Here is a 26,500-nt window from a genome sequence, read left to right as displayed (position 1 = left end):
AGCGAAACGAAACTGTTTCGTTCGTGTTGTGCGTCACCCGGCCGTCACCCGGCCTCACACCTGGCCGATTTTTCATAAGTTGCTCCGGTCCATCCCCCGGAAAAGCATGGGGAGGTGAGCTATCTGCGCCTTCCGCACCTGAGCGGCGACCTGCTGTGCTTCGTGGCCGAGGACGACCTCTGGCTGACCCCCCTCGACGGCCCCGGCCGCGCCTGGCGCCTGACCGTCGACCGCACCAAGATCGGCCACCCCCGCTTCTCGCCCGACGGCCGCCACATCGCGTACACGAGCTGGCGCAGTCTCGTGCCCGAGATCCATCTGGCTGACGTGGACGGCGGACCGGGCCGGCGGCTCACCTACTGGGGTTCGGCGGACACCCAGGTCTGCGGCTGGACCCCGTCCGAGGGCGAGAGCGGAGGCACCATCCTCGCCGTCGCCTCCCACGGCGAGCCCTTCTCCTACTTCACCTGGGCGTACAAGGTCCCCACGGACGGCTCCCCCGGCCGCAAGCTCCCCTGGGGCCCGGTCTCCGACATCCAGGTCGCCGACCGCAAGACCCTTCTGCTGACCGGCACCCCGCCGCACGAACCGGCCGCCTGGAAGCGCTACCGGGGCGGGGCCACAGGCCGCCTGTGGCTGCACGGCGAACGCCTGCTGCCGGACCTGAACGGCCACCTCCACTCCCCCATGTTCGTCGGCGACCGGATCGCCTTCCTCTCCGACCACGAGGGCGTCGGCAACCTCTACTCCTGCGCCCACGACGGCTCCGACCTGCGCCGCCACACCGACCACGACGCCTTCTACGCCCGGCACGCGGCGAGCGACGGCACCCGGGTGGTGTACCAGTGCGCGGGCGACCTGTGGATCGTCGACGACCTCACCGCGAACACCCAGCCCCGCAAGCTCGACGTACGGCTGAGCGGGCCGCGCGCGGGACGCCGTACGTACCAGGTGCCCGCAGCCCAGCACGTGGACGGCATCTCGGTCGACGAGACGGGCCGCGCGAGCGCCGTCGTCGTCCGCGGCAGCCTGTACTGGCTGACCCACCGGGACGGCCCGGCGCGCACCATCACGGCCACTGCGGGGGTACGGGTCCGGCTCCCGGAGATGCTCGGCTCCGGCGGTCAGGTCGCGTATGTGACGGACGCGGAGGGCGAGGACACGATCGAGATCGCGTATCTGCCCCGGGCCACCGGTGACCGCGAGCCTCGACGACTGGCCTCGGGCGAGCTCGGACGGGTCCTGGAGCTGGTCTCGGATCCGAGAGGGGAGCGCCTGGCCATCGCCTCGCACGACGGACGGCTGCTCCTGATCGACGCCACCGAGGATTCTGGGGGCACCTCCCGGACGGAGTCTGGGGGAGGTGAGGTCACGGAGCTGATCCGCTCGATCAACGGGCCTGTCCGCGACCTCGCCTTCTCGCCGGACGGGACCTGGCTGACCTGGTCGCATCCCGGGATCGGCCGATCGCTCAGACAGATCAAACTCGCCCGGATGAAGGACCGGTTGATCGTCGACGTCACCAACGGCCGCTTCGAGGACGAGAACCCGGTCTTCACCAAGGACGGCCGCTACCTGGCCTTCCTCTCCTGGCGGGGCTTCGACCCGGTGTACGACGTCCACACCGGCGACCTGTCCTTCCCCCTCGGCTGCCGCCCGTACCTGGTCCCGCTGTCCTCGGCGACCCCCTCCCCCTTCGCCCTCAACCCCGAGGGCCGACCGGCCGCGGGAGGCCTGGACCCGGTCGAGGACGAGAGCGGCGAGGGAGGTGCCGTCACGGTCGAGATCGAAGGGCTGGAGAGCCGGGTGACCCCCTTCCCGGTCCCCGCCTCCAAGTACTCGGCCCTGCACCCGGTCGCGGGCGGCGGCCTGGTCTGGCTGCGCTGGCCGATCTCGGGCGCGCTCGGCGAGACCTTCGTGAACCCGGACGACACCTCCGAGCGCCCGACCCTGGAGCACTTCGCCATCAGCAAGGCGAAGAAGTCCGAACTGGTCGAGCACCTGGACTGGTTCGCGGTCAGCGGCGACGGCTCACGGCTGGTCGTGGTGGACGAGGGCGACCTGCGCGCCACGCCCTCCGCGGAGTCCGGCGACGGCGACACGACCGTCTGGATCGACCTCCGCCGCATCCTGCACGAGGCCGACCCGGCCGCCGAGTGGCGCCAGTCCTACGAGGAGGCGGGCCGCCTGATCCGGGCGTACTTCTGGGAACCGGGGATGTGCGGCATCGACTGGGACGCGGTACTCGACCAGTACCGCCCGCTGGTCGAACGGGTCACCTCCCCCGACGAGTTCGCGGACCTGCTGCGCGAGGTCCTCGGCGAACTGGGCACCTCCCACGCCTACGTCACCGCGGCCCGCCGCAACGAGGGCCCACCGCACTACCAGCGCCGCCAGGGCCTGCTCGGCGCGAACCTGGTTCTCAGGGACGGCGGCTGGACCGTGAAACGGATCCTCCCCGGCGACTCCTCGGACTCCAAGGCCCGCTCCCCGCTGGCCGGCACGGGCATCCGCGAGGGCGCGGTCCTCACCCACGTGGACGGCCGCCCGGTCGATGCGACGACGGGTCCGTATCCCCTGCTCGCGGCGGCGGGCGGTACGACGGTGGAGCTGACGTTCGCCCGACCCGTCGCCCACCACCACCCTTCCGAGGAAGGCCCTTCGGGCCCCTCTGATCCGGCGGAGGGCGAAGGCGGTGCCCGCCGGGTGGCCGTGGTCCCGCTCCTCGACGAACGCCCCCTGCGCTACCAGGACTGGGTGGCCAAACGCCGGGCCGTCGTACGGGAGTTGAGCGGCGGCCGCTGCGGCTATCTGCACATCCCCGACATGGGCGGCTCGGGCTGGGCCCAGTTCAACAGGGACCTGCGGATGGAGGTCTCCCGCCCCGCCCTCCTCGTCGACGTACGCGGCAACGCGGGCGGCCACATCAGCGAGCTGGTCGTGGAGAAGCTCACCCGCACGATCCTCGGCTGGGACCTGACGAGAAACGCCCAGCCGGTGTCGTACGCCTCCAACGCCCCGCGCGGCCCGGTGGTCGCGCTGGCCGACGAGGCGACCTCCTCGGACGGCGACATGATCACGGCGGCCTTCAAACTCCTCAAGCTCGGCCCGGTGGTCGGCCAGCGCACCTGGGGCGGAGTCGTCGGCATGACCGGCCGCCACCAGCTCGGCGACGGCACGGTGATCACGGTCCCGATGAACGCGGCCTGGTTCGACGCGTACGGCTGGACGGTCGAGAACCACGGAGTGCTCCCGGACCTGGAGATCCTCCGCACCCCCCTGGACTGGGCGGAGGGCAGACACGCCCAGCTGGACGACGCGGTGAAGCTGGCGCTGGACCTCCTGGAGACCAACCCCCCGGCGACGCCTCCGGATTACCGGGATGTGCCGGACCGGTCGAGGCCCAAACTTCCGCCCAGGTGAGTGTCTTTCAGGGGCGCGGGGCTGTATCAATGTGCGGCTCCGCCGCGTGGGCGCGACAAGCCCCCACCGGCCGGCACCCGACAACGCACCTGTGAAGACACACAAAAGCGCAGGGTGCCCTCCCAACAAACAGAGGGCACCCCACGCGTCAAGCAGTGACTACATGTCGTAGTCGGGGTCGAGCCGCTCCTGCTCCTCGCGCTGGAGCCGCTCGCTCTCCTCGTCCCGCATGCGGTCGCGGTCCGGGCCCTGGCCCTGACCCTGGCGACCCCGCTGGCCCTGCTCCTTGGCCTGCTCGGCCTTCTGCTTGGCCTGCTGCTGCCACTGCTCGGACTTGTCCTGGAACTGGTCCTTCATACCCATGTGGGTTCACTCCCGTGAGGGTGAGGGGAAGAGCCCCTGACCGGGGCCTCGACCAGATTCACACGACCCGACAAAGAGCGCATTTCGATCAACTACGGTGCGTAGCGCGCGACTCCTCATCGGCCGCCCCACCTGCACCGACGAGGCCCACCCGCATGCCCTCCAACCGCTCCCCGAACCGCCGCATCTCCCGCTGCCCGACGGTCCCGATGAGCCCGGGAAGATACCCGCGCATCCCCTGCATCCCGCGCAGCCACCCCTGCCCGTACACATGGCTGGACCGCCGCTCGATCCCGGCCACGATCCGCTCCACCGCGGGACCCAGCGGATACGTCTTGTTCGCCGGCCACGGCAGCCGCTGCCGCAACTCCCGCATGGCGTCGTCCTGGTCGGCCCCGCGCACCATGTCGGTGTCGGTCCACGACAGATACCCGACCCCGACCCGCACCCCCTTGTGCCCGACCTCGGCCCGCAGACTGTGCGCGAACGCCTCCACCCCGGACTTGGACGCGCAGTACGCGGTCATCATCGGCGCCGGGGTGATCGCGGCGAGGGAGGCGATCTGCAGCAGATACCCGCGGCTCGCCATCAGCACCGGCAGGAACGCCCGTGCGGTGACGGCCGATCCGATGAGGTTGACCTCGATCACCCGCCGCCACGCCTCCGGATCTGAGTCGACGAAGGGCCCACCGGTGGCGACACCGGCGTTGGCGACGACGATGTCGACCTTCCCGAACCGCTCCTTCACCTCCCCCGCCACCCGGGCCATCGCCTCGTGGTCGGTGACATCGGCGTACCAGTGGTCGCTGTCGCCGTGCAGCCGCTCGGAGAGCTGCTTGAGCGCGTCCGCCTCAAGCCCGACCAGCGCGACCTTCGCCCCGCGCGCGGACAGCTTGCGGGCGAGCAGCTCACCCACGCCCCGCGCGGCCCCCGTGACGACCGCGACCTGTCCTTCGAGTCCGACCCTGCTCATGCGCCCTCCTTGACCTGGACGTGGGTGGTGACGAGTTCCCGGATCTGCGCGGTGACCAGCTCGGGCGCCTCGATGGGCGTCATGTGGCCGAGACCCGGCAGTTCGGTGACGCCGAGACAGTTCGGCAGCGCGGCGGCCAACTGGTGTGCGTGCAAGGGCGGGGTGAGCCGGTCGGCCGTACCGACCACGACGGCCGTGGGCGCACTGAGCTGCCGTACACCGTGGTCCAGATCGAGCAGGTCGAGCACCTGCGACCAGGCGTAGCGCACCTTGCGCGGGCAGGCGTGCACGATCCGCGCGCACGCCTCGACCATGTGCGGCGCCGAACCGGGGCCCATCGTCCCGTACTTGAGGATCCGCCGGGCCATCGGCGTGACCGGCCCGAGCGGCGCCCGGGCTCCGAGGACGTGCCGGGTCAGCCAGGTGCGCAGCCGCCCGGACCGGATCGGTATGAGGGTCGACTCGGCGACCAGCCGCGACGAACCGGTGCTGCACAGCAGGACGGCCGCTGCGTGCGCACGGAACGCCGGGCGCTCGGCGGCGGCCATGACGGTCATCCCGCCCATGGAGTGACCGACGATCACCGCCTTCTCGTCGGCCGCGAGGGTTGCCCCCAGTACGGCTTCGAGGTCGTCGGCGAGCAGGTCCGCACGGCAGGCAGGGCTCGCCGGACTGCGTCCGTGGCCGCGCTGGTCGTAGGCGATGACCCGGTGGTCGACGGAGAGTCCACGGATCTGGGCGGCCCAGAAGGCGGTGGAGCAGGTCCAGCCATGGGCGAGGACGACCGGGGGCGCGCCCTCGGGCCCGTGCACCTCCACGTGCAGGCACGCGCCGTCGGCGGAGACCGCGGTGAGTTCGCGCACCGGGGCGGGCGGGGCGTACGGACCGGAATCGACATGCGTCAGACGGCTCATACGGCACTCACCTCCGCGTGCGCCGGAACCCGCAGCACGTCGTACTCGGCGAGGTCCACCCGCCGTGTCGCCCGCCGGAACTCGGTGGTCGTGCCGGGCCAGATCGTGCTGTTGCGGCCGTTCGCGTCCAGATACCAGCTGGTGCAGCCGCCGGTGTTCCACACCGTGCGCTTCAGCCGCTCCTGCACCCGATGGTTCCAGGCCTGCACGGCGGAGGGCCGGGCGTCGAGGGCCACACGGCCGCCGAGGACGTCGAGCTGCCGTACGAAGTCGGCCATGTAGTTCAGCTGGGACTCGATCATGAGGATCATCGAGGAGTTGCCGAGGCCGGTGTTGGGCCCGATGAGGGTCATCCAGTTGGGGAACCCGGCCGCCGAGGCACCGCGCAGCGCCTCCATCCCACCCTTCCAGGTCTCGGCGAGCGTCCGCCCGTCCGCGCCGACGACCCGTTCGGCGATCGGCATGTCGGTGACATGGAAGCCCGTACCGAAGACGATCGCGTCGACCTGGGCCTCGCTGCCGTCCGCGGCAACGAGCTTCGACCCCTCGATACGGCTGAGCCCGCTCGCGACCACGTCCACGTTGGGCCGGGTGAGCGCCGGGTAGTACGTGCTGCTCAGCAGGATCCGCTTGCAGCCGATGCGGTAGTCGGGGGTGAGCTTGGCGCGCAGCACCGGGTCCTTGATGGCGCGGGCCATGTTCCGCTTGGCCAACTGCTCCACCGCGCCCAGCTCGCCCGGGTGCTTGGTGAACGCCTGGACCTGCAACTCCCGGATGCCCCACAACAGTCCGCGCCGGGCCTGGGTGGTGAAGGGCAGCTGCCGGTGCAGCCAGCGCTCGGCACCGCTGATCGCCCGGTCCATGCGGGGCATCACCCAGGGCGCGGTCCGCTGGAACAGCGTGAGCTGCCGGACGAGGGGCTGGATGGCCGGCACGATCTGGATGGCCGAGGCCCCCGTCCCCACCATGGCGACCCGCTTGCCGCGCAGGTCGTAGTCGTGGTCCCAGCGGGCGGAGTGGAAGACCTTGCCGGGGAAGGAGTCCAGCCCCGGGATGTCGGGGATCCTGGGATCGGAGAGCGGCCCGGTGGCGGAGACGACGAGATCGGCCGACAGCCTGCCACTGGCGGTCTCGATGTCCCACCGCAGCTTCTCGCCGTCCCAGGTCATCCGCTTCACCTCGGAGTTGAGGCGGATGTGCGGGCGGAGCCGGAAGACGTCGGTCACATGCTCCAGATAGGCGCGGATGTGCTCCTGCCCGGAGAAGGTGCGCGGCCAGTCCGGATGGGGCGCGAAGGAGAACGAGTACAGATGGGACGGCACATCACAGGCACACCCCGGATAGCTGTTGTCCCGCCACGTACCACCCACACTGCCGGCCCGCTCCAGCACGACGAAGTCGGTGATCCCTTCCCGCCGCAGCCGTACGGCGGCCCCCAGCCCACCGAACCCGGACCCGACCACCGCCACCCGCACATGCTCGTGTTCGTGTTCGGCCATGCCGACGCCCTTCCCCGCGCGACCCTGCCAGTAAATACTGGCGCAATGGGAGGTTAGAGCAGCTCCGTACCGATGGGTAGGGGCCGGGGGAAGGAAAGTCACGCCGGGTACAACATAGGCTGCGGACGTGACGGACAAGCGCGAATACCGCATGGAGGAACTGGCCCGCCTGGCCGGCATCACAGTGCGCACCCTGCGCTTCTACCGCGAACGCAAGCTGATCCCGCCGCCTCGCCGCGAGGGCCGTATCGCCTGGTACGACGACCACCACCTGGCCCGCCTGCGCACGATCGCGGCGCTCCTGGAACGCGGCCACACCCTCACCGGCATCGCGGAACTGGCGGAAGCCCTCGACCACGGCCGCGACGTCGCCGACGTCCTCGGGGTGGTACAGCCCACGGAGGAGGAACCGGTCCGCCTCACCCCCGAGGAACTCGCCGCCCGCTTCGAGGGCGAGGTCACCCCGGAGAACCTCGCCGCGGCCATGGACCTCGGCTACCTCGGCACCGACGGCGACGAGATCGTCCACATCAGCCGCCGCCTCCTGGACGTCTCCTCAGCCCTGGTCCGCGAGGGCATCCCCCTCGCGGAAGTCCTGGCCGCCGCCAAACAGGTCCGCGAACACGTCGACGACCTCGCGGAGATGTTCGCCACCCTCGTCCTCCGCCACGCCACCGAGAACGACCTCCACCGCCTGCGCCCACTCGCCCGGAGCGTGGTGGAGGCGGAACTGTCCCTGGCGCTGGACCGGCGGTTGCGGAAGCGGGGCTAGGCCCAACCACCCTGCAGATCCTGCACATTCACTCCATCGAGGCACTTTCTCTCGATCAGCGCCCGCAACGACGTTCGCACTCCAATAGTGAGGTCGAAAAGGCCCCGGCGACTGTGCGACCAGTCCCGGGGTGTGGCCGACACTTTCGAGGAGCGTCGACGTGCCCAAGTTTAGTCCTCAGCCAGTTACCGAACGCCTCAGAGCCATCGCTGCCGTACGCCTCAGCTCCCTCACCACAGTGACGACCTCGCCGGAGCGACAACGGTCCACCATCCAGATCTGCGCCGAGCGACTCGGCCTGACCCTCGTCGCCGAGGCAACGGATCTCGGCGTCTCGGCACGCGGGACATCGCCCTTTGAGCGCCCTTCCCTCTCCTCATGGCTGCATCGTCCTCACGAGTACGAAGCCGTCGTATGGGCTCATGTGGATCGCGCCGTGCGTTCCGTGGCACACATGGCGGAGTTGGTCGCCTGGGGGCGGCAGCAGGGCAGAACACTCGTCTTCGGCACGCCTGAGGCCGGTCACCCTCTCGTTCTGGCGCCCAGGGCCGACGGCTCCGCCATCCAGCGGTGCATGCAATTGGCTCACGACGCGGAACAAGAATCACGCACCATCTCACACCGGCTCACCAGCAGCCACGAAGCACTGCGCGCAGCAGGCCGCTACGGAGGCGGCCTGGTCCCGTTCGGGTACCAGAAGGCCCCGCACCCCTCCGGCAGTGGATGGTGCCTGACTCCCGACCTCGAAACCGCCGAACTCATCCGTACGATCACGGAGAATGTCCATGCTGGAGCCTCGCTGATCGCCATCGCTCGCGAGTTGAACGCATCCGGGGTACCTGTGCCACGCGACCGCCATGCCCAGCTCCAAGGCCGCCCGATGGGAGGTCATCGCCACGGACGTGACTTCGAACGATTCCGCTGGACCTCGGGCACACTCTCCAAGGTGTTGCGCAGCCCGTCCCTGATGGGCCATCGAACCCACCGAGGCCAGACTGTGCGCAGCGCCTCCGGCGCCCCCGTCCTCATCGGGCAGCCTCTGCTGTCCGATGAGGAGTTCGAGGCTCTGCAGAAAGCGCTCCTCGCACGCTCCAACGGCACGCGCCGCCCGAGAAACCGGACCTCCGCACTACTCACCGGCATCGCGTACTGCACCGGCTGCGACGGCCGCATGTACTTCGCCGCCCGCAAGGGCTACCCCTACGGCGACTACGTGTGCCGCGCGACCGCACGCGGCGACGATTGCCCGGCGTCCGCCGCCATGCGGTCCGACTGGCTCGACGCATACGTGCTCGACGAGTACCGCCGCATGACGGGCGCGGACGACGTGTCCCGTGAGCATCTCCTGCTCCACGGCGCCCGCGTCACCGTCGCGAAGGGCCGACCCGGGGGCGGCCCCGCCCGATGCGCCGGACCGGACGTCTCCCGATTGACCTTCACGCTCGGGCAACAGAAGGACGTGCGACGGACCGGCTGACAGCCGACCGACGGCCCGGGTGAGGTGCACTCACACCACTCGGGCCGCCTGTCACATGTCGAAGACGACCGTCACGGGAGCGTGATCCGACCACCGCTCGGCATGGCTGGCGGCCCGCTCCACAAACCCCTTGACCGCCCGCCGGGCAAGCCCGGGAGTCGCGACGGCGAGGTCGATCCTCCATCCCGAATCGTTGTCGAACGCCCGCCCCCGGTACGACCACCACGAGTACGGCCCCTCCACGTCCGGATGCAGAGCCCGTACGACGTCGACGTAGCCGCCGTCAGTGGGCTCCAGCACCCGGCTCAGCCAGGCCCGTTCCTCCGGCAGGAAGCCGGAACTCTTCTGGTTGGCACGCCAGTTCTTGAGGTCGGCCTGCTGGTGGGCGATGTTCCAGTCGCCGCAGACGACGACTTCGCGGCCGTCGGCGGCGGCGCGCTCGCGCAGTCCCTTCAGGTACACGAGGAACTCGTCCATGAAGCGGACCTTCTCGTCCTGCCGCTCGGTGCCGACCTCTCCGGAGGGCAGGTAGAGGGAGGCGACGGTGACACCAGGCAGATCGGCCTCGACGTACCGCCCACTGCCGTCGAACTCGGCCGACCCGAAGCCGACCTGGACACGGTCCGGCTCACGGCGGGAGTAGAGGGAGACGCCAGCGCGCCCCTTGGCGGCGGCGGGCGCGTGCACGACATGCCAGCCCTCGGGAGCACGGACCCCCTCGGGCAGCTGCTGCGGCTCGGCGCGCACCTCCTGCAGGCAGAGCACATCGGCGGAGGTCTCCGCGAGCCACTCCACGAAGCCCTTCTTCGCGGCGGCACGGAGTCCATTGACGTTGGCGGAGGTCACGGTGAGCACGCGGGAACGATACCGGCACACTGGATCGGACCCTGTTCTGGACTGATCGATTCGTGGGGGATGAACATGCACATACGCCAGGTCGCCTTCGACCACCCGGACGCGGTGAAGCTGAACGACGACGTCCAGGCCGAGTACCACGTCCGCTACGGCGACGGCGGCGACGCGACGACCCTGGCACCGGAGGACTTCGAGCCGCCGAACGGCCTGTACCTGATCGCGTACGACGAGACGGACGCCCCGGTCGCCACAGGCGGCTGGCGCGCCCAGGACACGAACGCCGAGGGCAACCTGGACGGCGACGCCGAGCTCAAGCGCATGTACGTCGTCGACGCGGCCCGCGGCCGGGGCCTCGCCCGCCGCATCCTCGCCGCCCTGGAGGACGACGCCCGCACGGCCGGCCGCACCCGCATGGTCCTGGAGACCGGCACCAAGCAGCCGGAGGCCATCGCCCTGTACACCTCCAGCGGCTACGAACCCTGCGTGAAGTTCGGCCACTACCGCTTCCACGAGGACAGCCGCTGCTTCGCGAAGGACCTGTGAGGGCGCCGTACACACGACGGAGGGCTGCGCCCTCTTCTGGGTGACCGAGCTGGTGAACAAGAACAAGCAGACGCTGGCCCGGCTCCAGGAATCGCCGAGACTGCTCCTGCACCGCGGAGACGGTGAGGACCTGGTCCTCACCACCGCGGCGCGGGCCGAGCAGGACCAGACCGTGGTGTCGGCAGCCACCCGGATGCTGGCCGCGATGGCGCGACGGGAGCCCGGCGGCATGGAACTGCTCCTTGACATACTGCCGGACGCATTCCCATGGGTCCGCTTCCTGCCCGAGCCCGATCTCCACGCCTTCGCCGTCGAACTGGTCGACACCATGCGCGCCGCCGACTCAATCGGCAACAGCGCTTCCGTCGCCCAGCTGCTCATCGCCTGGCAACACACCGCCGAGGTCCACTCCGACCCCGAACTGCTGGCCGCACTGACCAGGGATCACGGCGAAGACTACGGTCCGGTACCAGACCCTCGGGATGTCGTATGACCGCAATCCGCGCCCCGGCACCAGACGGCCACGGGGAAGTCCGGTTCGCTGACGCAGCCTCGGCCAAGGGCTGGGAGAGTCTGGCCCAGCAGGCCCGCGAGAACGCCTACCGCGCCTGGACCACCATGCGCACCGCCCCCGGACCAGCCGCAGAGACGCCCCGGCACCACCGCCTCAAGGGCGGTCTGGCGCACGGCACCCACCGCGGGCAGACCTGCGAGCAGGGGCAGATCGAGGTAACCGGCGACGGCCGCATCTGGTACCTCCTCGACACTGTCCGGGAGACCTGCTGGATCACCTTCGCAGGTACGGCGCACCCGCGAGCCACTGACCGACGCTGAGCCGGGTCATCCGGCCGCTGTGCACCCCAACTGCCAGACGGGATTTGACGTTTGACTGCCTGGCACTCCTGGCTGCCGTCACGACTGAGGCGGATCCGACAGCGGGAGTTGACGAAGCAGGCAGCCGGTGAGCACCGCTCAAACTGGGCAAGCACCTTGGGAGGCAAGCTCGGAAGCAGTTGCTGCGCTTCGCTGCTGTACGGCATGCCAAAGCCCCCACCGGGATTCCCCGGCAGGGGCTTTGAGCTGCGTGGACCTGTGGGGATTTGAACCCCAGACCCCCTCGATGCGAACGAGGTGCGCTACCAGACTGCGCCACAGGCCCTTGCAACGAGTGAAACTCTAGCATCCTCATCCGGGTGCTTGGAAATCCGTTCCCGGGCTGGTCAGGGACGGGGGTGCGACCCCGTCCCCGGGGCGTCACTCGTTGGCCGCGCGCGGCCGCTCGCCTTCCTCGTACTGGTCGAAGAGCGGCGTACGGCCACGCTCGCGCGCCCGGCGTGCGGAGGCGGCGCGGCGGGCGTCACTGCGATCGTCCGCCGCCGGCTTGTCCTCCGCGTCGGCGGGCTGTTCCTCCGCTCCCCCGTCCTCCGCGACGGGCGTCGCCTCGTGTTCCGGCGCGACGGCGCTGGACCGCGCCGAACTCCACGCGTCCGGCGCCCCGAGGTCCACGTCCGCGGTGGCCCGCGGAGCGACCGGCGCGGTCACGTACGTCGGCAACGGCACCGGCACCGGGTCCCAGCTGTCCCCGTGCCCCGGCCGGTGCTGTCGTTCGCGCTGCTGGTCGACCCACTCGGCGTGGTCGGTCTGCTCGACGAGGGCACGCCGGTCGGCGGCGAGCGCCGAAAGGCCGGGGTCCGTTGCCGCTTCTGGTCCCTCGTCCGGATCGTCGGCTTCCACTCCGTTGCCCAAGGAGGCGCGTCGGCGCGGCTGGCGTGCCCGCTCCCGCAGTCGCTGCGCGGCGGCCTCGGCCCGGCGTCGGTCCATCTGGTAGGCGAAGCGACGGCGTTCCTGGGAGCGCAGGTACGCGATGTACCCACTGAGCATCACGGCGGGCACCCCGGGCGCCCACAGGAAGGCGAGCCCTCCGACGGCGGCGACGACCGCGCCGAGAGTGAAGGCCACGAAGAGCATGACTGTCGTACGGCGACGGCGCGCGAGTGCCTTCATACGCCGGGCGCGCGCCGCGGCCGCGTCCGCGGAGGCCGTACGCCGGAGGGCGTGTGCCTGAGTCTGCGCTTGCGCTTGGGCGGTGGGTCCGGGTGCCTGCTTCCGCGCGGGCGCGCCACTGTGCTGCTCGGGTGCGGGCGCGTTCGCCTTCCCGCGCGCCGGTTCACGCGCGGGCTCGCGTGCCGCTTCCGGTCGCCCCGAAGCGGACGGCTGGACCGTCGCCCGGGTCTGCGGACGGGTCGGGGGCATGGCGAAGGCCCGGACGTCCACCGACTCGGTGACGACATCCGGTTCGTCGGCGTCGTGCTCCCCCTCGTCGGTGGAGCGCGCGCGCAGGTCCTTGGCGTATCGACGCTCCATGCCCGCCCGTCCGGACAGCAGCCGGATGGCGGTGCTGAAGCGTTCCGTCGGACGGGCCTCGTTCAGCTCGTCCTGCCTACGGAGCCACATCGGCACCAAGTAGGCGGCCCAGGCCCCGACAATGACTGCGTAGATGAGGCCGCTGCTGCTCACGCCTCACACGGTAGAGGGGTTTGCGTGAGGCCATCCGCCAATTGAGTCGGTGTGTCGCACGATCCGGCTAATATTTCGAGCTTTTTTTGTGACCGATCCGATCAGCAGGCCGCCCCAGTCGCGAATTCAATGCCCCAAGACGGTCATGCACCGATCATTTTCGAACACCCATTCCATTTCTGGGCCCCGTCATCGCGCCTGGCTTCCCGGCTATGCGGGATTGTCGTGGGGCGTACTGCCGGAGCGTGCCCGCTGCCAGCGTCGGAGCAACCCGTCGGGCACCTCTTCCGCGGTGAGGGCGAACACGAGATGGTCGCGCCAGGCCCCGTCGATGTGGAGATAGCGCGGCCGCATGCCCTCCTCGCGGAATCCGAGTTTTTCCACCACCCGTCGGCTGGGCCCGTTCTCGGGGCGAATGCAGACCTCGATGCGATGCAGCCCGACGGTACGGAAACAGTGGTCCACGACAAGCGCGACGGACGTCGGCATCACACCGCGCCCGGCCACCGACTGGTCCACCCAGTAGCCGACATGACCCGAGCACATCGAGCCCCAGGTGATACCGGCGACCGTCAACTGCCCGACCAGCTGCCCCCGGTACTCGATGACGAACGGCAGCATCCGCCCCGCGTTCGCCTCGGACCTGAGGTGCCGGACCATCTGACGGTAGGTCGGCCGGTGCGCGATCGGCCCGCTGGGCGTGGGCGGCGGAATGGTCGCCTCCCAGGGGCGCAGCCAGTCCCGGTTGCGCCGGTTGATCTCACGCCAGGCCCGCTGGTCGCGCATCTTTATCGGCCTCAGGACGACGTCGCCGTCCGCCAGTACGACGGGCCAGGATGGGCTGTTCAGCTCGCACCCCCACTGCCGGCGCCGGGTCTCGGGTGGTCGCCGCCGCGGATCTGGTCGACGGCGTGCATCAACAGGGGCTCCAGGACGGCCAGTCCGTCCTTCACCCCGCCACTGGAACCCGGCAGATTGACGATCAGCGTGCGTCCCGCCACCCCGGCCAGGCCCCGGGAGAGCGCGGCGGTCGGCACCTTCTCCCGTCCGAACGCCCGGATGGCCTCCGCGATGCCCGGCACCTCGTGGTCGATCACCGCGCGGGTCGCCTCGGGGGTGCGGTCGGTGGGCGAGATGCCGGTGCCGCCGGTGGTGACGACGACGTCGTATCCGGCGTCCACGGCGGCGCGCAGGGCGGCCTCCACGGGGTCGCCGTCGGGGACGACCTGGGGGCCGTCGACGGCGAAGCCGAAGCCCTTGAGGCCGTCGGCGATCAGGGGGCCGCCCTTGTCCTCGTAGATGCCGGCGGCGGCCCTGTTGGAGGCCGTGACGACCAGGGCGCTGTACGGCGCGAGGAGCGCGCCGCCGACAGACACGTCGCGTGTCATGTCCGGCTCCAGTCGCCCGACTTTCCGCCCGTCTTCTCCTCCACCCGTACGTCCGTGATGACCGCTCCCTTGTCGACCGCCTTGACCATGTCGATCACGGTGAGCGCGGCGACGGAGACCGCGGTGAGGGCCTCCATCTCGACGCCCGTGCGGTCCGTGGTCTTCACGGTGGCGAGGATCTCCACGGCGTCGTCCGCGACCGACAGATCCAGTGTCACACCGGACACCGACAACGGGTGGCACAGCGGAATCAGATCCGGGGTGCGCTTGGCGCCCATGATGCCCGCGATCCGCGCGGTGGCCAGCGCGTCGCCCTTGGGGACGCCCTCGCCGCGCAGCAGCTCGATCACCCGGGGCGACACGAGGACACGTCCACTGGCACGCGCGCTGCGTGCGGTGACGTCCTTGCCGGAGACGTCGACCATGCGGGCGGCTCCCGCCTCGTCGATATGCGTCAGTCGGTCCTGCGTACTCATGGTTGTGCGGTGCTCCCGGTCCGGCCTGTTGTGCGCGACACGGTACCGCCAACCAGGGGCGCTCAGCCGAGCAGGACCACTTCGACCTCGGCGCCGGGCTCGACGGACTCGACGTCCTCCGGTACGACGATCAGCGCGTCCGCCTGCGCCAGGGCCGCCACCAGATGGGAGCCGGCGCCGCCGACCGGGCTGACGGAGCCGTCGGCGTACGTGCCGCGCAGGAACTGCCGGCGTCCCTTGGGCGAGGTCAGCGCCTTGTCCGCGGTCAGGGTCGCCCTGGTTCGCGGCCGGTGGACGTCGTCGAGGCCCATGAGGGTGCGGATGGCGGGGCGGACGAACAGTTCGAAGGAGACGTACGACGACACCGGGTTGCCCGGCAGGGCCAGCAGCGGGGTGTGGTCGGGGCCGATCGAGCCGAAGCCCTGGGGTTTGCCGGGCTGCATGGCGAGCTTGCGGAAGTCGACGCCGCTGCCGGGCTCGTCCTCGTCGCCGACGGAGGACAGCGCCTCCTTGACGACGTCGTACGCCCCGACGCTCACGCCGCCCGTGGTGACCACGAGGTCGGCGCGGACGAGCTGGTCCTCGATGGTGGAGCGCAGGATCTCGGCGTCGTCGGCGACGGCGCCCACGCGGTAGGCGATGGCACCGGCGTCCCGGGCGGCCGCGGTGAGGGCGAAGCTGTTGGAGTCGTAGATCTGGCCGGTGCCGAGGGTCTCGTCGGGCTGGACGAGTTCGCTGCCGGTGGACATGACGACCACGCGCGGGCGCGGGCGTACCCGTACGGTGCCGCGGCCGATCGCGGCGAGCAGGGCGATCTGCGGCGGGCCGAGGACGGTTCCGGCGTTCAGGGCGCGGTCGCCGGCCCGGACGTCGCTGCCCTTCGCGCGTACGTGCGCGCGTGCCTCTGCGGGCCGGTACACGTGCACGTGCCCCTCGGCGCCCTCGGGGGCGAGGCTGCGGGCCCGCATCCCGGTCGCCGTGCCCTCGCCGAGGCCCCCGTCGGTCCACTCGACGGGGACGACGGTCTCGGCTCCGGCCGGCAGCGGGGCGCCGGTCATGATGCGGGCGGCCTGCCCGGGTCCGACGTGCAGCAGCTCGGCCTGGCCCGCCGCGACGTCCCCGACGACGTCCAGGACGGCTGGGAACTCCTCGCTCGCGCCCGCCACGTCCGCGACCCGCACCGCGTACCCGTCCATGGAGCTGTTGTCGAAGGGCGGCAGGGACACCTGCACCGTGACGTCCTCGACCAGGACGCAGCCCTGTGCGTCGAGGAGCTGCAGCTCGATGGGTTCCAGGGGGCGGACGGTCGCGAGGATGTCCTCCAGGTGTTCGTCCACCGACCAGAGGTGGTCCTGGCCGGTGGTGCGGGGCGCGGCGCTGCTCAACGTGGCTACATCTCCTCGGCTACGTAACTGCGAAGCCAGGTCCGGAAGTCCGGGCCCAGGTCTTCACGTTCGCATGCGAGTCTGACAATGGCACGCAGGTAGTCGCCGCGGTCCCCGGTGTCATAGCGGCGGCCCTTGAAGACGACGCCGTGCACCGGTCCGCCGACCTTCCCCGTGGCGGTAGCCGCTGATGTATGCGTCTGGGCGAGCTGCTGGAGGGCGTCGGTGAGCTGGATCTCGTTGCCGCGGCCCGGTTCGGTCTTGCGGAGGATGTCGAAGATGTGCGGGTCGAGGACGTAGCGGCCGATGACGGCGTAGTTCGACGGGGCGTCGGCCGCGTCCGGCTTCTCGACGAGACCGCCCACCTTGACGACGTCGCTGTCCTCGGTCTCCTCGACGACGGCACAGCCGTAGAGGTGGATCTGCTCGGGCGCGACCTCCATGAGCGCGATGACGCTGCCGCCGTGCTGCTCCTGCACCTCGATCATCCGCTTGAGCAGGGGGTCGCGGGCGTCGATCAGGTCGTCGCCGAGGAGGACGGCGAAGGGCTCGTCGCCCACGTGCGGGGCCGCGCACAGGACGGCGTGGCCGAGACCGCGGGGGTCGCCCTGGCGGACGTAGTGCATGGTGGCGAGGTCGCTGGACTCCTGGACCTTGGCGAGCCGGCCGGCGTCGCCCTTCTTCTGGAGGGCGGACTCGAGTTCGTAGTTGCGGTCGAAGTGGTCCTCCAAGGGGCGCTTGTTGCGTCCCGTGATCATGAGGACGTCATCGAGGCCCGCCGAGACGGCCTCCTCGACCACGTACTGGATCGCCGGCTTGTCGACGACCGGCAGCATCTCCTTGGGAGTGGCCTTGGTTGCCGGCAGGAAGCGGGTGCCGAGCCCTGCTGCCGGAATGACAGCCTTGCTGATCCGAGGGTGCGACTGAGTCATGACCGCAACCCTATCCGGTGCTTTTGCGTGGAATCCGTGGCTCCGGTTAATAAGCTCTTATATGAGCGTATTGGAAGGGTACGGGTGCACACATTGAGTCACGTCGGACGTCCCACCGAGCCTGACAAGCGAACATTGCGGCAAGAATACCTGGCGGTGAGGAACAGATTGACGGCCGATGACGTGCGGGAAGCCGCTACCGCGCTGGCCGGCCGGGCCCTTGAGCTGCCCGAACTGGCGCGGGCGCGCACGGTGGCGGCGTACGTCTCCGTGGCGGGCGAGCCCGGCACGCTCCCGCTCCTCGACGCACTGCGCGTGCGGGACGTACGCGTCCTGCTCCCTGCACTCCTGCCGGACAACGACCTGGACTGGGGCGCGTACGACGGCGAGGGCTCGCTCGCGCGTGTCCAACACGGCGGAAAAATGGCCCTCTTCGAGCCCTGCGGCGAGCGCCTGGGCCCGGACGCGGTGACCGGCGCCGACGTCGTGCTACTGCCCGGCCTGGCGGTGGACGGCCGCGGGATGCGCCTGGGGCGCGGCGGGGGGTCGTACGACCGGGTGCTCGCGCGCCTGGAACGCTCGGGCGCACGACCGGCGCTGGTGGTCCTCCTGTACGACTCCGAGGTCGTCGCGCATGTCCCGGCGGAGGCGCACGACCGGCCGGTGCACGCGGTGGTGACGCCGTCGGGCGTGCGCCGGTTCACCGCCCCGGCATGAGCTTTCCCGGGCCCGGCATGGCGAAGGGGCCCTCCACGCGCGCGTGGAGGGCCCCTTCCTGCGTCTACCGCCGGAGGCTCACGGCTTCAGGACCAGGGTGTCGCTCGTGCTCTTGTCGACGGCGTCGTCCGAGAAGGCCCAGTCCAGCAGTTCGCCCTTGACCCACTCGCCGGTCTGGTCGGTGTAGTGCGCGCTGTAGGCGTGCCCGGAGGCGCCGGTGAGGTTGATCCACTTCGACTTGTCGAGGTCGCCGAGGTTGACGACCATACGCATCGACGGCACCCAGACGACGCCATAGCCGCCGGCGGCGTTCCAGCCGGTCGCGTTGACCGTCGCCTCGCCGCCGCTGAGCTTCCAGGGACCGCGGTTGAGCATGTACTGCAGGAAGCCGGGGCCTTCGGTGCCCAGGGTCTGGTTCTTCAGGAACAGGCGGTGCAGCCGGCCCCAGCTCCAGGTGTCGATGTCCTTGCCGAGCTTGGCGGTCAGTTCCCAGCGGGCGTCGATCATGGCGCGCTTGAACAGCTGGTCGCGGTTGTCGGCCTTGGGGCGGTCGCCCACCCCGGCCGGGGTCTTCCACCAGTCGCTGTTCTCGTCGTCCATGAGCTTGCGGACGACCTCGAACCAGCGGTCGCCGCCGTCGGGCTGCGCCTGGTCGGCGTCGCGCTGGCCGCACTCACGGACCTTGTCGGTCTCGTCCGCGGGTCCCACGGTGTCGACGGGATCGACCCACAGGCACTGGCCCTTGACCCGCAGCTCCTTGGGCAGCTTGTTGCCGAAGGCGAGCTTGAGGATGTTGCGCCACACGGAGTTGAAGTAGGCAGCCGCCGCGGAGTCGGCGTCCTGGGTGTAGTCCCAGCCCTCAAGGAGCTCCTGCGCCTCGCGTACGTCCTTGTCGGCGACGTCGATCTTCAGCAGCTTGGGCACGAGCAGCTTGGCGATCTCACTGCTGTTGTCGAGCTGCATCTGGCGCATGTCGTCGGTGGAGATCTTGCCGCCGCCCTTGATCTTCTGCTCGATCAGGTCGGTGATGCGCTGGCTGCGGGTGCCGTACCCCCAGTCCGTGGTGAGCGTGTAGGGGTATTTGTCCTTGTCGACCACGGCCTGGTTGGCGGTGACGATGTAGCCACGTGACGGGTTGTACTCGTAGGGCAGCTCGTCCTGCTGGATGTACTTGCCGGTCCAGGTGTACTTGGAGTTCCAGCCCGGCGCCGGGATGGAGCCGTCGTCGCCCTTGGCGCGGATCGGGATGCGGCCGGGCAGGGTGTAGCCGATGTTGGTGGCGTCGGCGTAGACGAGGTTCTGGGACGGCACGTCGAACAGGGACGCGGCCTCGCGGAATTCGCTCCAGTTCGACGCCTTGTCCATCGCGAAGACGGCGTCCATGGAAGTGCCCGGGTCCAGCGCGGTCCAGCGCAGGGCGACGCCGTAGCCGTCACCGCGGTCGGGTGCCGCGTTGTCGACGGTGGCCTTCTTGCCGACCTTCACGAGCTCGTCGTTGCGGTCGGACAACAGGGGACCGTTGTTCGTCTCCCGGACGACGATCTTCTTGGACGCGCCGCCGGCGACCTTGATGGTCTCCTCGCGCGTGGTGAAGGGCTTGGTCTTGCCGTCGTAGAGGTAGCCGTCGCCGGAGAGCTTCTCCAGGTAGAGGTCGGTGACGTCGACCCCGGAGTTGGTCATGCCCCAGGCGATCTTCGCGTTGTGGCCGATTATCACACCGGGCATGCCCGCGAAGGTGTAGCCGGTCACGTCGTACTGGCACTTGCTGGAGACGGTCCGGCAGTGCAGACCCATCTGGTACCAGACGGACGGCAGGGAGGCCGACAGGTGCGGGTCGTTGGCCAGCAGCGGTTTGCCGGTGATGGTGTGCGAGCCTGCCACGACCCAGGAGTTGGAGCCGATGCCCTGGCCGTTGACACCGACGGCTGTGGGGACGTCGTCCAGGACGTCGTAGAGGCCCGACAGCTGGCTCTGGAGAGCCGAGGAGGCCGTGGTGGAGGAGGATGACGACGACGTGCCCGTGGTGCCGCTCGTGGACGTTCCGGAGCCGCTCGTGGAGCTGCCGGAGTCGGACAGGCCGTTGTTCTCCGAGCTGCCGTCCTGCTCGAACGCCCCGGTCAGCTCGTTGTACTGGCCTTCCTGAACGATCGTCTGGTTGCGGCTGTACGGGTACTGCGGGTACAGGTCGGCGATCTGCTTCGGGCCGAGGCGGCTGGTCATCAGGGCGCGGTCGATCTCGTCCTGCATGTTGCCGCGCAGGTCCCAAGCCATCGCCTTCAGCCACGAGACCGAGTCGACCGGGGTCCACTCCTCGGGCTTGTAGTCGTTCTCGAAGCCGAGCGCCGCGTATTCCAGGGAGATGTCCTTGCCACTCTTGCCCTGGAGATAGGCGTTGACTCCCTTGGCGTAGGCCTGGAGGTACTTCTTGGTGGAGGCCGACAACCTGGTGTCGTACTCCTCCTTCGCGACCCGGTCCCAGCCGAGCGTGCGCAGGAACTCGTCGTTGTCCACCTGGCCCTCGCCGAACATCTCCGACAGGCGCCCGGAGGTCATGTGCCGGCGCACGTCCATCTCGTAAAACCGGTCCTGGGCCTGGACGTAGCCCTGCGCCATGAACAGGTCCGCGTCGGAGGAGGCGTAGATCTGCGGGATGCCGTAGCTGTCGCGCTTGACGTCCACGGGGCCCGACAGGCCTTCGAGCGTGATCGATCCCTTGGTCTGCGGGAAGGACGCGCGGACCGTGCTGACCGACCAGTACCCGCCGTAGGCGACACCGCCGATGATGGCCAGTACGAGCACCAGGACGACCAGGCGGGCTCTGCGCCCCTTCTTCCTGCCGGACTTGCCGGGCTGCTGACCCGATGAGGCGGTGGTGGTGGGGGGCATCGCTGTCCTTGCTGTCCTAACGCGAGCGGCAGGGCGGGCTGTGCTTTTGACTGAGAGCCTGTGTCACATCCCCGGCCGCACGCACCAGACGCCGCGCGCCCGGCCGGGGATGTGACACAGGCTCTGCGCGCTGGAGCAACCATAGGCGCAGGGCCCGGCGCCACTTGACGCGGAGTCGGGAACCAGCGCGGACGGGCGTTCGATCATGCCTCGCCTAGCGTCAAGAAATCGTCAAGAGTTAGGTAAGGTAACGAAGTACTTGGATGCGGAGTCCTTTCACTTCGTGTCCTATGTACGTGAGCTCACGCGCGTGACGCGAGTGAGCCAGGGAAGGGAACGGCCGCTGACAGTCCACCACCTCAACCAGCTCCTGCTCGTCTGCTCGCTCGTCCTGCTCGTCGCCGTGGCAGCGGTCCGGATCTCCTCGCGCAGCGGGCTCCCCAGCCTGCTCGTGTACCTGGGGATCGGCATCGCCATGGGCCAGGACGGCATCGGCGACATCCACTTCGACAACGCCGAGCTGACCCAGGTCATCGGGTACGCGGCCCTGGTCGTGATCCTGGCCGAGGGCGGCCTCGCCACGAAGTGGAAGGAGATCAAACCGGCCCTGCCCGCCGCCACCGCGCTGGCGCTGGCCGGGGTCGCGGTGAGCGTCGGGGTCACGGCGACGGCCGCGCACTACCTGATCGGCCTCGAATGGCGCCAGGCGCTCATCATCGGGGCGGTCGTCTCCTCGACGGACGCGGCGGCGGTCTTCTCGGTGCTGCGCAAGATCCCCCTCCCCGCGCGCGTGACGGGCACGCTGGAGGCCGAGTCCGGCTTCAACGACGCTCCTGTCGTCATCCTGGTGGTCGCCTTCTCCCAGACCGGCCCGGTCGAGCACTGGTACGCGCTGATCGGCGAGATAACCCTGGAGCTGGCGATCGGCGCCGCCATAGGCATCGCGGTGGGCTGGCTGGGCTCCTGGGGCCTCAGGCACGTCGCCCTGCCCGCCTCCGGTCTGTATCCGATCGCCGTCATGGCGATCGCCGTCACCGCGTACGCGGCCGGCGCGCTGGCTCACGGCAGCGGCTTCCTCGCCGTCTACCTCGCCTCCATGGCAATGGGCAACGCCAAGCTGCCGCACTGGCCCGCCACCCGCGGTTTCGCGGACGGGCTCGGCTGGATCGCGCAGATCGGCATGTTCGTGCTGCTCGGCCTGCTGGTCACCCCGCACGAACTGGGCGACGACGTACTGCCCGGGCTCGTCATCGGGCTCGTGCTGACCATGGTGGCGCGGCCCCTGAGCGTCGTGCTGTGCCTGACGCCGTTCCGGGTGCCGTGGCAGGAGCAGACCCTCATGTCCTGGGCCGGGCTGCGCGGCGCCGTGCCCATCATCCTGGCGACGATCCCCATGGTGAGTGGCATCGAGGGCAGCCGCCGCATCTTCAACATCGTCTTCGTCCTGGTCGTCGTCTACACCCTCGTCCAGGGGCCGACACTGCCCTGGCTGGCCCGCACGCTGCGCCTTGGCGGAGACCCCGAGGCCGCCGACCTCGGCATCGAGTCGGCGCCCCTGGAGCGACTGCGCGGACACCTGCTGTCCGTCCTGATCCCCGAGGGGTCCCGCATGCACGGCGTCGAGGTCAACGAGCTGCGACTGCCGGCCGGCGCCGCGGTCACCCTGGTCGTCCGCGATGCAAAATCGTTCGTTCCGCTGCCCACGACGGTGCTGCGGCGCGGGGACGAACTCCTCGTCGTCGCCACCGACCCGGTCCGTGACGCCGCGGAACAGCGGCTGCGGGCGGTGGGCCACGGCGGCAAGCTCGCCGGATGGCTGGGCACGGGCGGCGCCGACAGCGCACGTTAAGAGGGTGTTTCGCGCTCCCTGTACGATGAGCGCGCACCCCTGATCGAACCAACTCTGCCTGACGCAGAGCTGGCGCGACCGTATGGCGGCCGAGACGTCCCTGAGCAGTGGCCTTCGGCATCTACCGCAGTCCGCGCAAGAGGACAGCTCTCGGCGCCATCCCTGGGAAAGGGAGTCGCGCTACCAGGCGGCAGAAAGGCACGGGCCGTGGCATCCACGGTCACCTCCTCCCGCCCGGGATACGGGCAGCTGCTGCGCACGCGCGGCGCCTGGACGTTCCTGCTCCCCGGCTTCGCGGCACGCCAGCCGTTCGCGATGCTCACCATCTCCATCGTGCTGCTCGTGCAGCACACCACCGGCTCGTACGGCGCGGCGGGCGCCGCGGCGGCCGTCACCGGCGTCTCCATGGCGCTGTTCGCGCCCGGCAGCGGCCGTCTCGCGGACCGCTACGGACAGCGCGCCGTGCTGATCCCCGGCGTCCTGGTGCACACGCTGTCGGGCCTGACCCTGACGGCCCTCGCCCTCTCGCACGCGCCCTTGTGGGCCCTGTTCGCGGCGGCCGTGCCCACAGGTGCTTCCGTGCCGCAGGTTGGCCCCATGGTGCGTGCGCGCTGGGGCGTGCAGCTCCAGGGCTCGCCCCTGATGACCACGGCCGCGGCCTTCGAGTCCGTCACGGACGAGCTGACCTTCGTCTTCGGCCCCCTGCTGGCCACCGCCCTGTGCACCGCCGTCCACCCCGCCGCGGGCCTGCTGACGGAGGCGTCGCTGACCCTGCTGGGCGGCCTGCTGTTCGCCGCGCAGCATGGCACGCAGCCGCCCGTCGGCTCGGGGGAGCACGCGCGCGTGGAGCACACCTCGGCTCTGCGCGTCCCCGGCGTACGCGTCCTGATCGTGACCTTCCTGGGCATCGGTTCCGTCTTCGGCGGCATGCAGGTCTCGCTGGCCGCGTTCAGCGAGTCCATCGGCGAACCCGGTCTGAACGGCGTCCTGTACGGCGTCTTCGCCGCGGGCAACATGCTCTCCGGGCTGGTCTGCGGCGCCATCGCCTGGAAGGTGGCCCCGAGGCGGCGCCTGGTCGTCGCATACGGCGCCCTCGCCCTGACGGCCTCCGGCCTGTGGGCCGCGCACTCGGTGCCCGTCCTGGCGGGCCTCGGCCTCCTGGTCGGGATGTGCATCGCGCCCGCCCTGATCACCGGCTACACCCTGGTCGAGAACCTGGTCCCGGCCGGCACCCGCACCGAGGCCTTCACCTGGCTGACCGGAGCCGTGGCACTCGGCCAGGCGGCCGCCGTCACGATCGCCGGACAGCTGGAGGACCGCTTCTGGAGCGGCGCCGGATTCCTGGTGCCCATGGGCGGCACCCTGCTGGCCCTCGCGACCCTGCTGGCGCTGCGATCACACCTGTCGGGACGCTCCCGCAGCCGGACGGTCGCACGTGGTATCGGTCACCGAGTGCCGGTGGCAGTGGACTGATCCTCGGGAATACGTCACTATGGACCCTCGTTAGCACTCATTGAGTGAGAGTGCCAGGAGGAAGACAAGTGCCGACCTACCAGTACCAGTGCACCGAGTGCGGCGAGGGCCTCGAGGCGGTGCAGAAATTCACCGACGACGCCCTGACCGAGTGCCCGAACTGCCAGGGCCGCCTCAAGAAGGTGTTCTCCGCGGTCGGCATCGTCTTCAAGGGCTCCGGTTTCTACCGCAACGACAGCCGTGGCTCCTCGTCGAGCAGCACCGCGGCGTCGTCGTCCTCGAAGCCGTCGACGTCCACCTCGTCGTCGTCCGAGTCGTCCTCGTCTTCTTCCTCGTCCTCCTCGGACTCGAAGTCGTCGAGCACGGGCACCTCGTCCAGCAGCAGCTCCGCCGCGTAAGCCTCGCTTCCGGGACCCTGTCGTCGTAGGACGGCGGGGTTCTTGGCGTTCTCCAGGTCGGTCGCCGCGGGATTTCGGGGCCGGATACTGTGCTGCTCATGGCGAACGCAGAGATCAACGCAGAGATCGGCGTCATCGGCGGCTCGGGCTTCTACTCGTTCCTCGACGACGTGACCGAGGTCCAGGTGGACACCCCCTACGGTCCGCCCAGCGACTCCCTCTTCCTCGGCGAGGTCGCCGGCCGACGGGTGGCCTTCCTGCCCCGGCACGGGCGCGGCCACCATCTGCCGCCGCACCGGATCAACTACCGGGCGAATCTGTGGGCGCTCAGGTCGGTGGGCGCACGACAGGTCCTCGGTCCCTGCGCCGTGGGCGGGCTGCGCCCCGAGTACGGGCCGGGCACACTGCTGGTGCCGGACCAGCTGGTCGACCGTACGAAGTCCCGGGTGGGCACGTACTTCGACGGGTTGCCGCTGCCGGGCGGCGGCGTGCCGAACGTGGTGCACGTGTCCCTGGCCGACCCGTACTGCCCCGTCGGGCGGGCGGCCGCGCTGAAGGCGGCCCGCGGGCGGGACTGGGAGGCGGTGGACAGCGGGACGCTGGTCGTGATCGAGGGCCCGCGGTTCTCGACGCGTGCCGAATCGTTGTGGCACCAGGCGCAGGGCTGGTCGGTGGTGGGCATGACCGGCCATCCGGAGGCGGCGCTCGCCCGTGAACTGGAGCTCTGTTACACATCGTTGACCCTGGTCACCGACCTCGACGCGGGCGCCGAGACCGGGGAGGGCGTGTCGCACGACGAGGTGCTGCGGGTGTTCGCGGCGAACGTGGACCGGCTGCGCGGAGTGCTGTTCGACGCGGTGGCCGCGCTGCCTTCGCAGGAGGAGCGGGACTGTCTCTGCGTGAACGCGCTGGGCGGGATGAATCCGGGGTTCGAACTGCCGTAGCGGCGGCGGAAGTTCTCGTTCGGGTGAGGGAGTTTTCCACAATCTGTCGGTAGCCCACCGGCCTCAGCGGAATCCGGCGCGAAGCCTCATCGTGGCATCGCAAGCCGAACTCCCGTCGCTGGTGGTGATCCTCATGTCCTTCGCTCCGCCCCCTTCTCTCCTCACTCCGCACCCGCCCGGTACGGACGCTCCGCCGACCTGCGAGGTCCCGCACTTCGCTCCCGTGCGAGTGCGCGGCGGGCGGTATCAGCTACGGCAGCTCGTGCGGCACCGGCGACGGGCCGTGGCCGTCGGTCTGGTCGTCACCGCGGCCGCGCTGGTGGCGGCGGGCCCGCGGAACGCCGACGGGGCGCGCGGGCATCCGGTGGCCGACCCCGTGCGGGGGCACCGGGCCGTCGCGATGGTGTCGGCGCCGGTGCGGATCGCCGACGGGGCGACGGTCCGGCTGCTGCGACCCGGCGACCGGGTCGACGTGATCGCCGCGGAGGAGTCGGCGACGGGCGGCGACGCGCACGTGGTCGCGCACGGGGCGCGGGTGTCGAAGGTTCCGCAGGCGCTGGATGGTGCGGACGGAAGCGGGGCGCTGGTCGTTCTGTCGGTACCGCGTGCCACGGCGGCGCGCCTGGTCGGAGCGAGTTCGACGGCGCGGTTGGCGGTGACGCTGTGTTGAGCAGTGCATTTCGCCTGTTGCGCACCTTTGTGTCAAGTCTCCCTTT

The 26,500-nt window shown here is 70.2% G+C and carries 24 protein-coding genes and 1 tRNA gene; 12 read left to right on the top strand and 13 right to left on the bottom strand.

Annotated elements, in window-relative coordinates; translation table 11 throughout:
- Positions 1–114 precede the first annotated feature (114 nt).
- The gene (locus tag ACI2L1_RS37685) at positions 115–3,423 is read left to right on the top strand and encodes a S41 family peptidase (RefSeq protein ID WP_404743946.1); all 3,309 of its coding nucleotides are present in this window, start codon (positions 115–117) and stop codon (positions 3,421–3,423) included.
- Between the two features lie 159 nt (positions 3,424–3,582).
- On the opposite strand, the gene ACI2L1_RS37680 is transcribed toward ACI2L1_RS37685, so the two are convergent.
- The 4 genes from ACI2L1_RS37680 to ACI2L1_RS37665 form a co-directional block, all read right to left on the bottom strand.
- A complete protein-coding gene (locus ACI2L1_RS37680; protein WP_404743945.1) occupies positions 3,583–3,786 on the bottom strand; it encodes a hypothetical protein in 204 nt (67 codons plus the stop codon).
- A gap of 88 nt (positions 3,787–3,874) precedes the next feature.
- Positions 3,875–4,759, bottom strand: coding sequence for an SDR family oxidoreductase (locus ACI2L1_RS37675; RefSeq protein WP_404743944.1), 885 nt, complete (start codon positions 4,757–4,759; stop codon positions 3,875–3,877).
- The gene (locus ACI2L1_RS37670; RefSeq protein ID WP_404743943.1) at positions 4,756–5,673 is read right to left on the bottom strand and encodes an alpha/beta fold hydrolase; all 918 of its coding nucleotides are present in this window, start codon (positions 5,671–5,673) and stop codon (positions 4,756–4,758) included. Before ACI2L1_RS37670 ends, ACI2L1_RS37675 begins: the two co-directional genes overlap by 4 nt.
- A complete protein-coding gene (locus ACI2L1_RS37665; protein ID WP_404743942.1) occupies positions 5,670–7,172 on the bottom strand; it encodes a flavin-containing monooxygenase in 1,503 nt (500 codons plus the stop codon). Before ACI2L1_RS37665 ends, ACI2L1_RS37670 begins: the two co-directional genes overlap by 4 nt.
- A gap of 127 nt (positions 7,173–7,299) precedes the next feature.
- Between ACI2L1_RS37665 and ACI2L1_RS37660 the strand changes: the two genes are divergently transcribed.
- Both ACI2L1_RS37660 and ACI2L1_RS37655 read left to right on the top strand, forming a co-directional pair.
- The gene (locus tag ACI2L1_RS37660; RefSeq protein ID WP_404743941.1) at positions 7,300–7,944 is read left to right on the top strand and encodes a MerR family transcriptional regulator; all 645 of its coding nucleotides are present in this window, start codon (positions 7,300–7,302) and stop codon (positions 7,942–7,944) included.
- A gap of 160 nt (positions 7,945–8,104) precedes the next feature.
- A complete protein-coding gene (locus tag ACI2L1_RS37655; RefSeq protein ID WP_404743940.1) occupies positions 8,105–9,421 on the top strand; it encodes a recombinase family protein in 1,317 nt (438 codons plus the stop codon).
- A gap of 51 nt (positions 9,422–9,472) precedes the next feature.
- Here the strand turns inward: ACI2L1_RS37655 and ACI2L1_RS37650 are convergent, their stop codons facing one another.
- Entirely contained in the window at positions 9,473–10,276 is an 804-nt protein-coding gene (locus ACI2L1_RS37650) for an exodeoxyribonuclease III (RefSeq protein WP_404743939.1), read from the bottom strand.
- A gap of 66 nt (positions 10,277–10,342) precedes the next feature.
- Here ACI2L1_RS37650 and ACI2L1_RS37645 point away from each other — a divergent pair, with 66 nt between their 5' ends.
- From ACI2L1_RS37645 to ACI2L1_RS37635, 3 genes are read left to right on the top strand one after another with little or no spacing between them, the layout of a single operon-like run.
- Positions 10,343–10,819: a GNAT family N-acetyltransferase gene (locus ACI2L1_RS37645; RefSeq protein WP_404743938.1), complete on the top strand. Its 477-nt coding sequence runs from the start codon at positions 10,343–10,345 to the stop codon at positions 10,817–10,819.
- Positions 10,820–10,859: 40 nt separating this feature from the next.
- Positions 10,860–11,312 carry a hypothetical protein gene (locus ACI2L1_RS37640; protein ID WP_404743937.1) on the top strand — a complete coding sequence of 151 codons (453 nt, stop codon included), beginning with the start codon at positions 10,860–10,862 and terminating at the stop codon, positions 11,310–11,312.
- Positions 11,309–11,653, top strand: a complete 345-nt coding sequence (locus ACI2L1_RS37635) for a hypothetical protein (protein ID WP_404743936.1) — start codon at positions 11,309–11,311, stop codon at positions 11,651–11,653. The genes ACI2L1_RS37640 and ACI2L1_RS37635 overlap by 4 nt, the downstream gene beginning before the upstream one ends.
- Before the next feature lie 251 nt (positions 11,654–11,904).
- On the opposite strand, the gene ACI2L1_RS37630 is transcribed toward ACI2L1_RS37635, so the two are convergent.
- The 7 genes from ACI2L1_RS37630 to galU all read right to left on the bottom strand — a co-directional run bounded on the left by ACI2L1_RS37630 (position 11,905) and on the right by galU (position 17,517).
- Positions 11,905–11,978, bottom strand: a tRNA-Ala gene (locus ACI2L1_RS37630).
- Positions 11,979–12,073: 95 nt separating this feature from the next.
- The gene (glpR, locus tag ACI2L1_RS37625; RefSeq protein WP_404743935.1) at positions 12,074–13,336 is read right to left on the bottom strand and encodes a gephyrin-like molybdotransferase receptor GlpR; all 1,263 of its coding nucleotides are present in this window, start codon (positions 13,334–13,336) and stop codon (positions 12,074–12,076) included.
- 210 nt (positions 13,337–13,546) lie between these two features.
- On the bottom strand, positions 13,547–14,185 hold the full coding sequence (locus ACI2L1_RS37620) for a GNAT family N-acetyltransferase (protein WP_404743974.1): 639 nt from the start codon (positions 14,183–14,185) through the stop codon (positions 13,547–13,549).
- On the bottom strand, positions 14,182–14,724 hold the full coding sequence (locus ACI2L1_RS37615) for a molybdenum cofactor biosynthesis protein B (protein ID WP_404743934.1): 543 nt from the start codon (positions 14,722–14,724) through the stop codon (positions 14,182–14,184). Before ACI2L1_RS37615 ends, ACI2L1_RS37620 begins: the two co-directional genes overlap by 4 nt.
- Complete coding sequence (gene moaC, locus ACI2L1_RS37610) at positions 14,721–15,200, bottom strand: cyclic pyranopterin monophosphate synthase MoaC (RefSeq protein WP_404743933.1); 480 nt, start codon at positions 15,198–15,200, stop codon at positions 14,721–14,723. Before moaC ends, ACI2L1_RS37615 begins: the two co-directional genes overlap by 4 nt.
- Before the next feature lie 62 nt (positions 15,201–15,262).
- Positions 15,263–16,585: a gephyrin-like molybdotransferase Glp gene (gene glp, locus ACI2L1_RS37605; RefSeq protein WP_404743932.1), complete on the bottom strand. Its 1,323-nt coding sequence runs from the start codon at positions 16,583–16,585 to the stop codon at positions 15,263–15,265.
- A 5-nt stretch (positions 16,586–16,590) separates the two neighbouring features.
- Positions 16,591–17,517 carry a UTP--glucose-1-phosphate uridylyltransferase GalU gene (galU, locus tag ACI2L1_RS37600; protein WP_404743931.1) on the bottom strand — a complete coding sequence of 309 codons (927 nt, stop codon included), beginning with the start codon at positions 17,515–17,517 and terminating at the stop codon, positions 16,591–16,593.
- Between the two features lie 168 nt (positions 17,518–17,685).
- Between galU and ACI2L1_RS37595 the strand changes: the two genes are divergently transcribed.
- Positions 17,686–18,234 carry a 5-formyltetrahydrofolate cyclo-ligase gene (locus ACI2L1_RS37595; RefSeq protein ID WP_404743930.1) on the top strand — a complete coding sequence of 183 codons (549 nt, stop codon included), beginning with the start codon at positions 17,686–17,688 and terminating at the stop codon, positions 18,232–18,234.
- Between the two features lie 78 nt (positions 18,235–18,312).
- Here the strand turns inward: ACI2L1_RS37595 and ACI2L1_RS37590 are convergent, their stop codons facing one another.
- A complete protein-coding gene (locus tag ACI2L1_RS37590) occupies positions 18,313–21,120 on the bottom strand; it encodes a penicillin acylase family protein (RefSeq protein ID WP_404743929.1) in 2,808 nt (935 codons plus the stop codon).
- Between the two features lie 205 nt (positions 21,121–21,325).
- Here ACI2L1_RS37590 and ACI2L1_RS37585 point away from each other — a divergent pair, with 205 nt between their 5' ends.
- The 5 genes from ACI2L1_RS37585 to ACI2L1_RS37565 all read left to right on the top strand — a co-directional run bounded on the left by ACI2L1_RS37585 (position 21,326) and on the right by ACI2L1_RS37565 (position 26,454).
- The gene (locus ACI2L1_RS37585) at positions 21,326–22,969 is read left to right on the top strand and encodes a potassium/proton antiporter (RefSeq protein ID WP_404743928.1); all 1,644 of its coding nucleotides are present in this window, start codon (positions 21,326–21,328) and stop codon (positions 22,967–22,969) included.
- A gap of 207 nt (positions 22,970–23,176) precedes the next feature.
- Positions 23,177–24,442, top strand: coding sequence for an MFS transporter (locus ACI2L1_RS37580; protein WP_404743927.1), 1,266 nt, complete (start codon positions 23,177–23,179; stop codon positions 24,440–24,442).
- 68 nt (positions 24,443–24,510) lie between these two features.
- Entirely contained in the window at positions 24,511–24,840 is a 330-nt protein-coding gene (locus tag ACI2L1_RS37575; RefSeq protein ID WP_404743926.1) for an FmdB family zinc ribbon protein, read from the top strand.
- A gap of 98 nt (positions 24,841–24,938) precedes the next feature.
- Positions 24,939–25,784 (top strand): S-methyl-5'-thioadenosine phosphorylase, encoded by an 846-nt coding sequence (locus ACI2L1_RS37570; protein ID WP_404743925.1) that lies wholly within the window; start codon positions 24,939–24,941, stop codon positions 25,782–25,784.
- A gap of 133 nt (positions 25,785–25,917) precedes the next feature.
- On the top strand, positions 25,918–26,454 hold the full coding sequence (locus ACI2L1_RS37565; protein WP_404743973.1) for a hypothetical protein: 537 nt from the start codon (positions 25,918–25,920) through the stop codon (positions 26,452–26,454).
- The last annotated feature ends 46 nt before the right edge of the window (positions 26,455–26,500 follow it).

This window comes from Streptomyces sp. NPDC019531 (assembly GCF_044903305.1).
In the GTDB taxonomy this organism is placed as follows: Bacteria; Actinomycetota; Actinomycetes; order Streptomycetales; family Streptomycetaceae; genus Streptomyces.
This window is presented reverse-complemented; position numbering and strand designations above follow the sequence as displayed.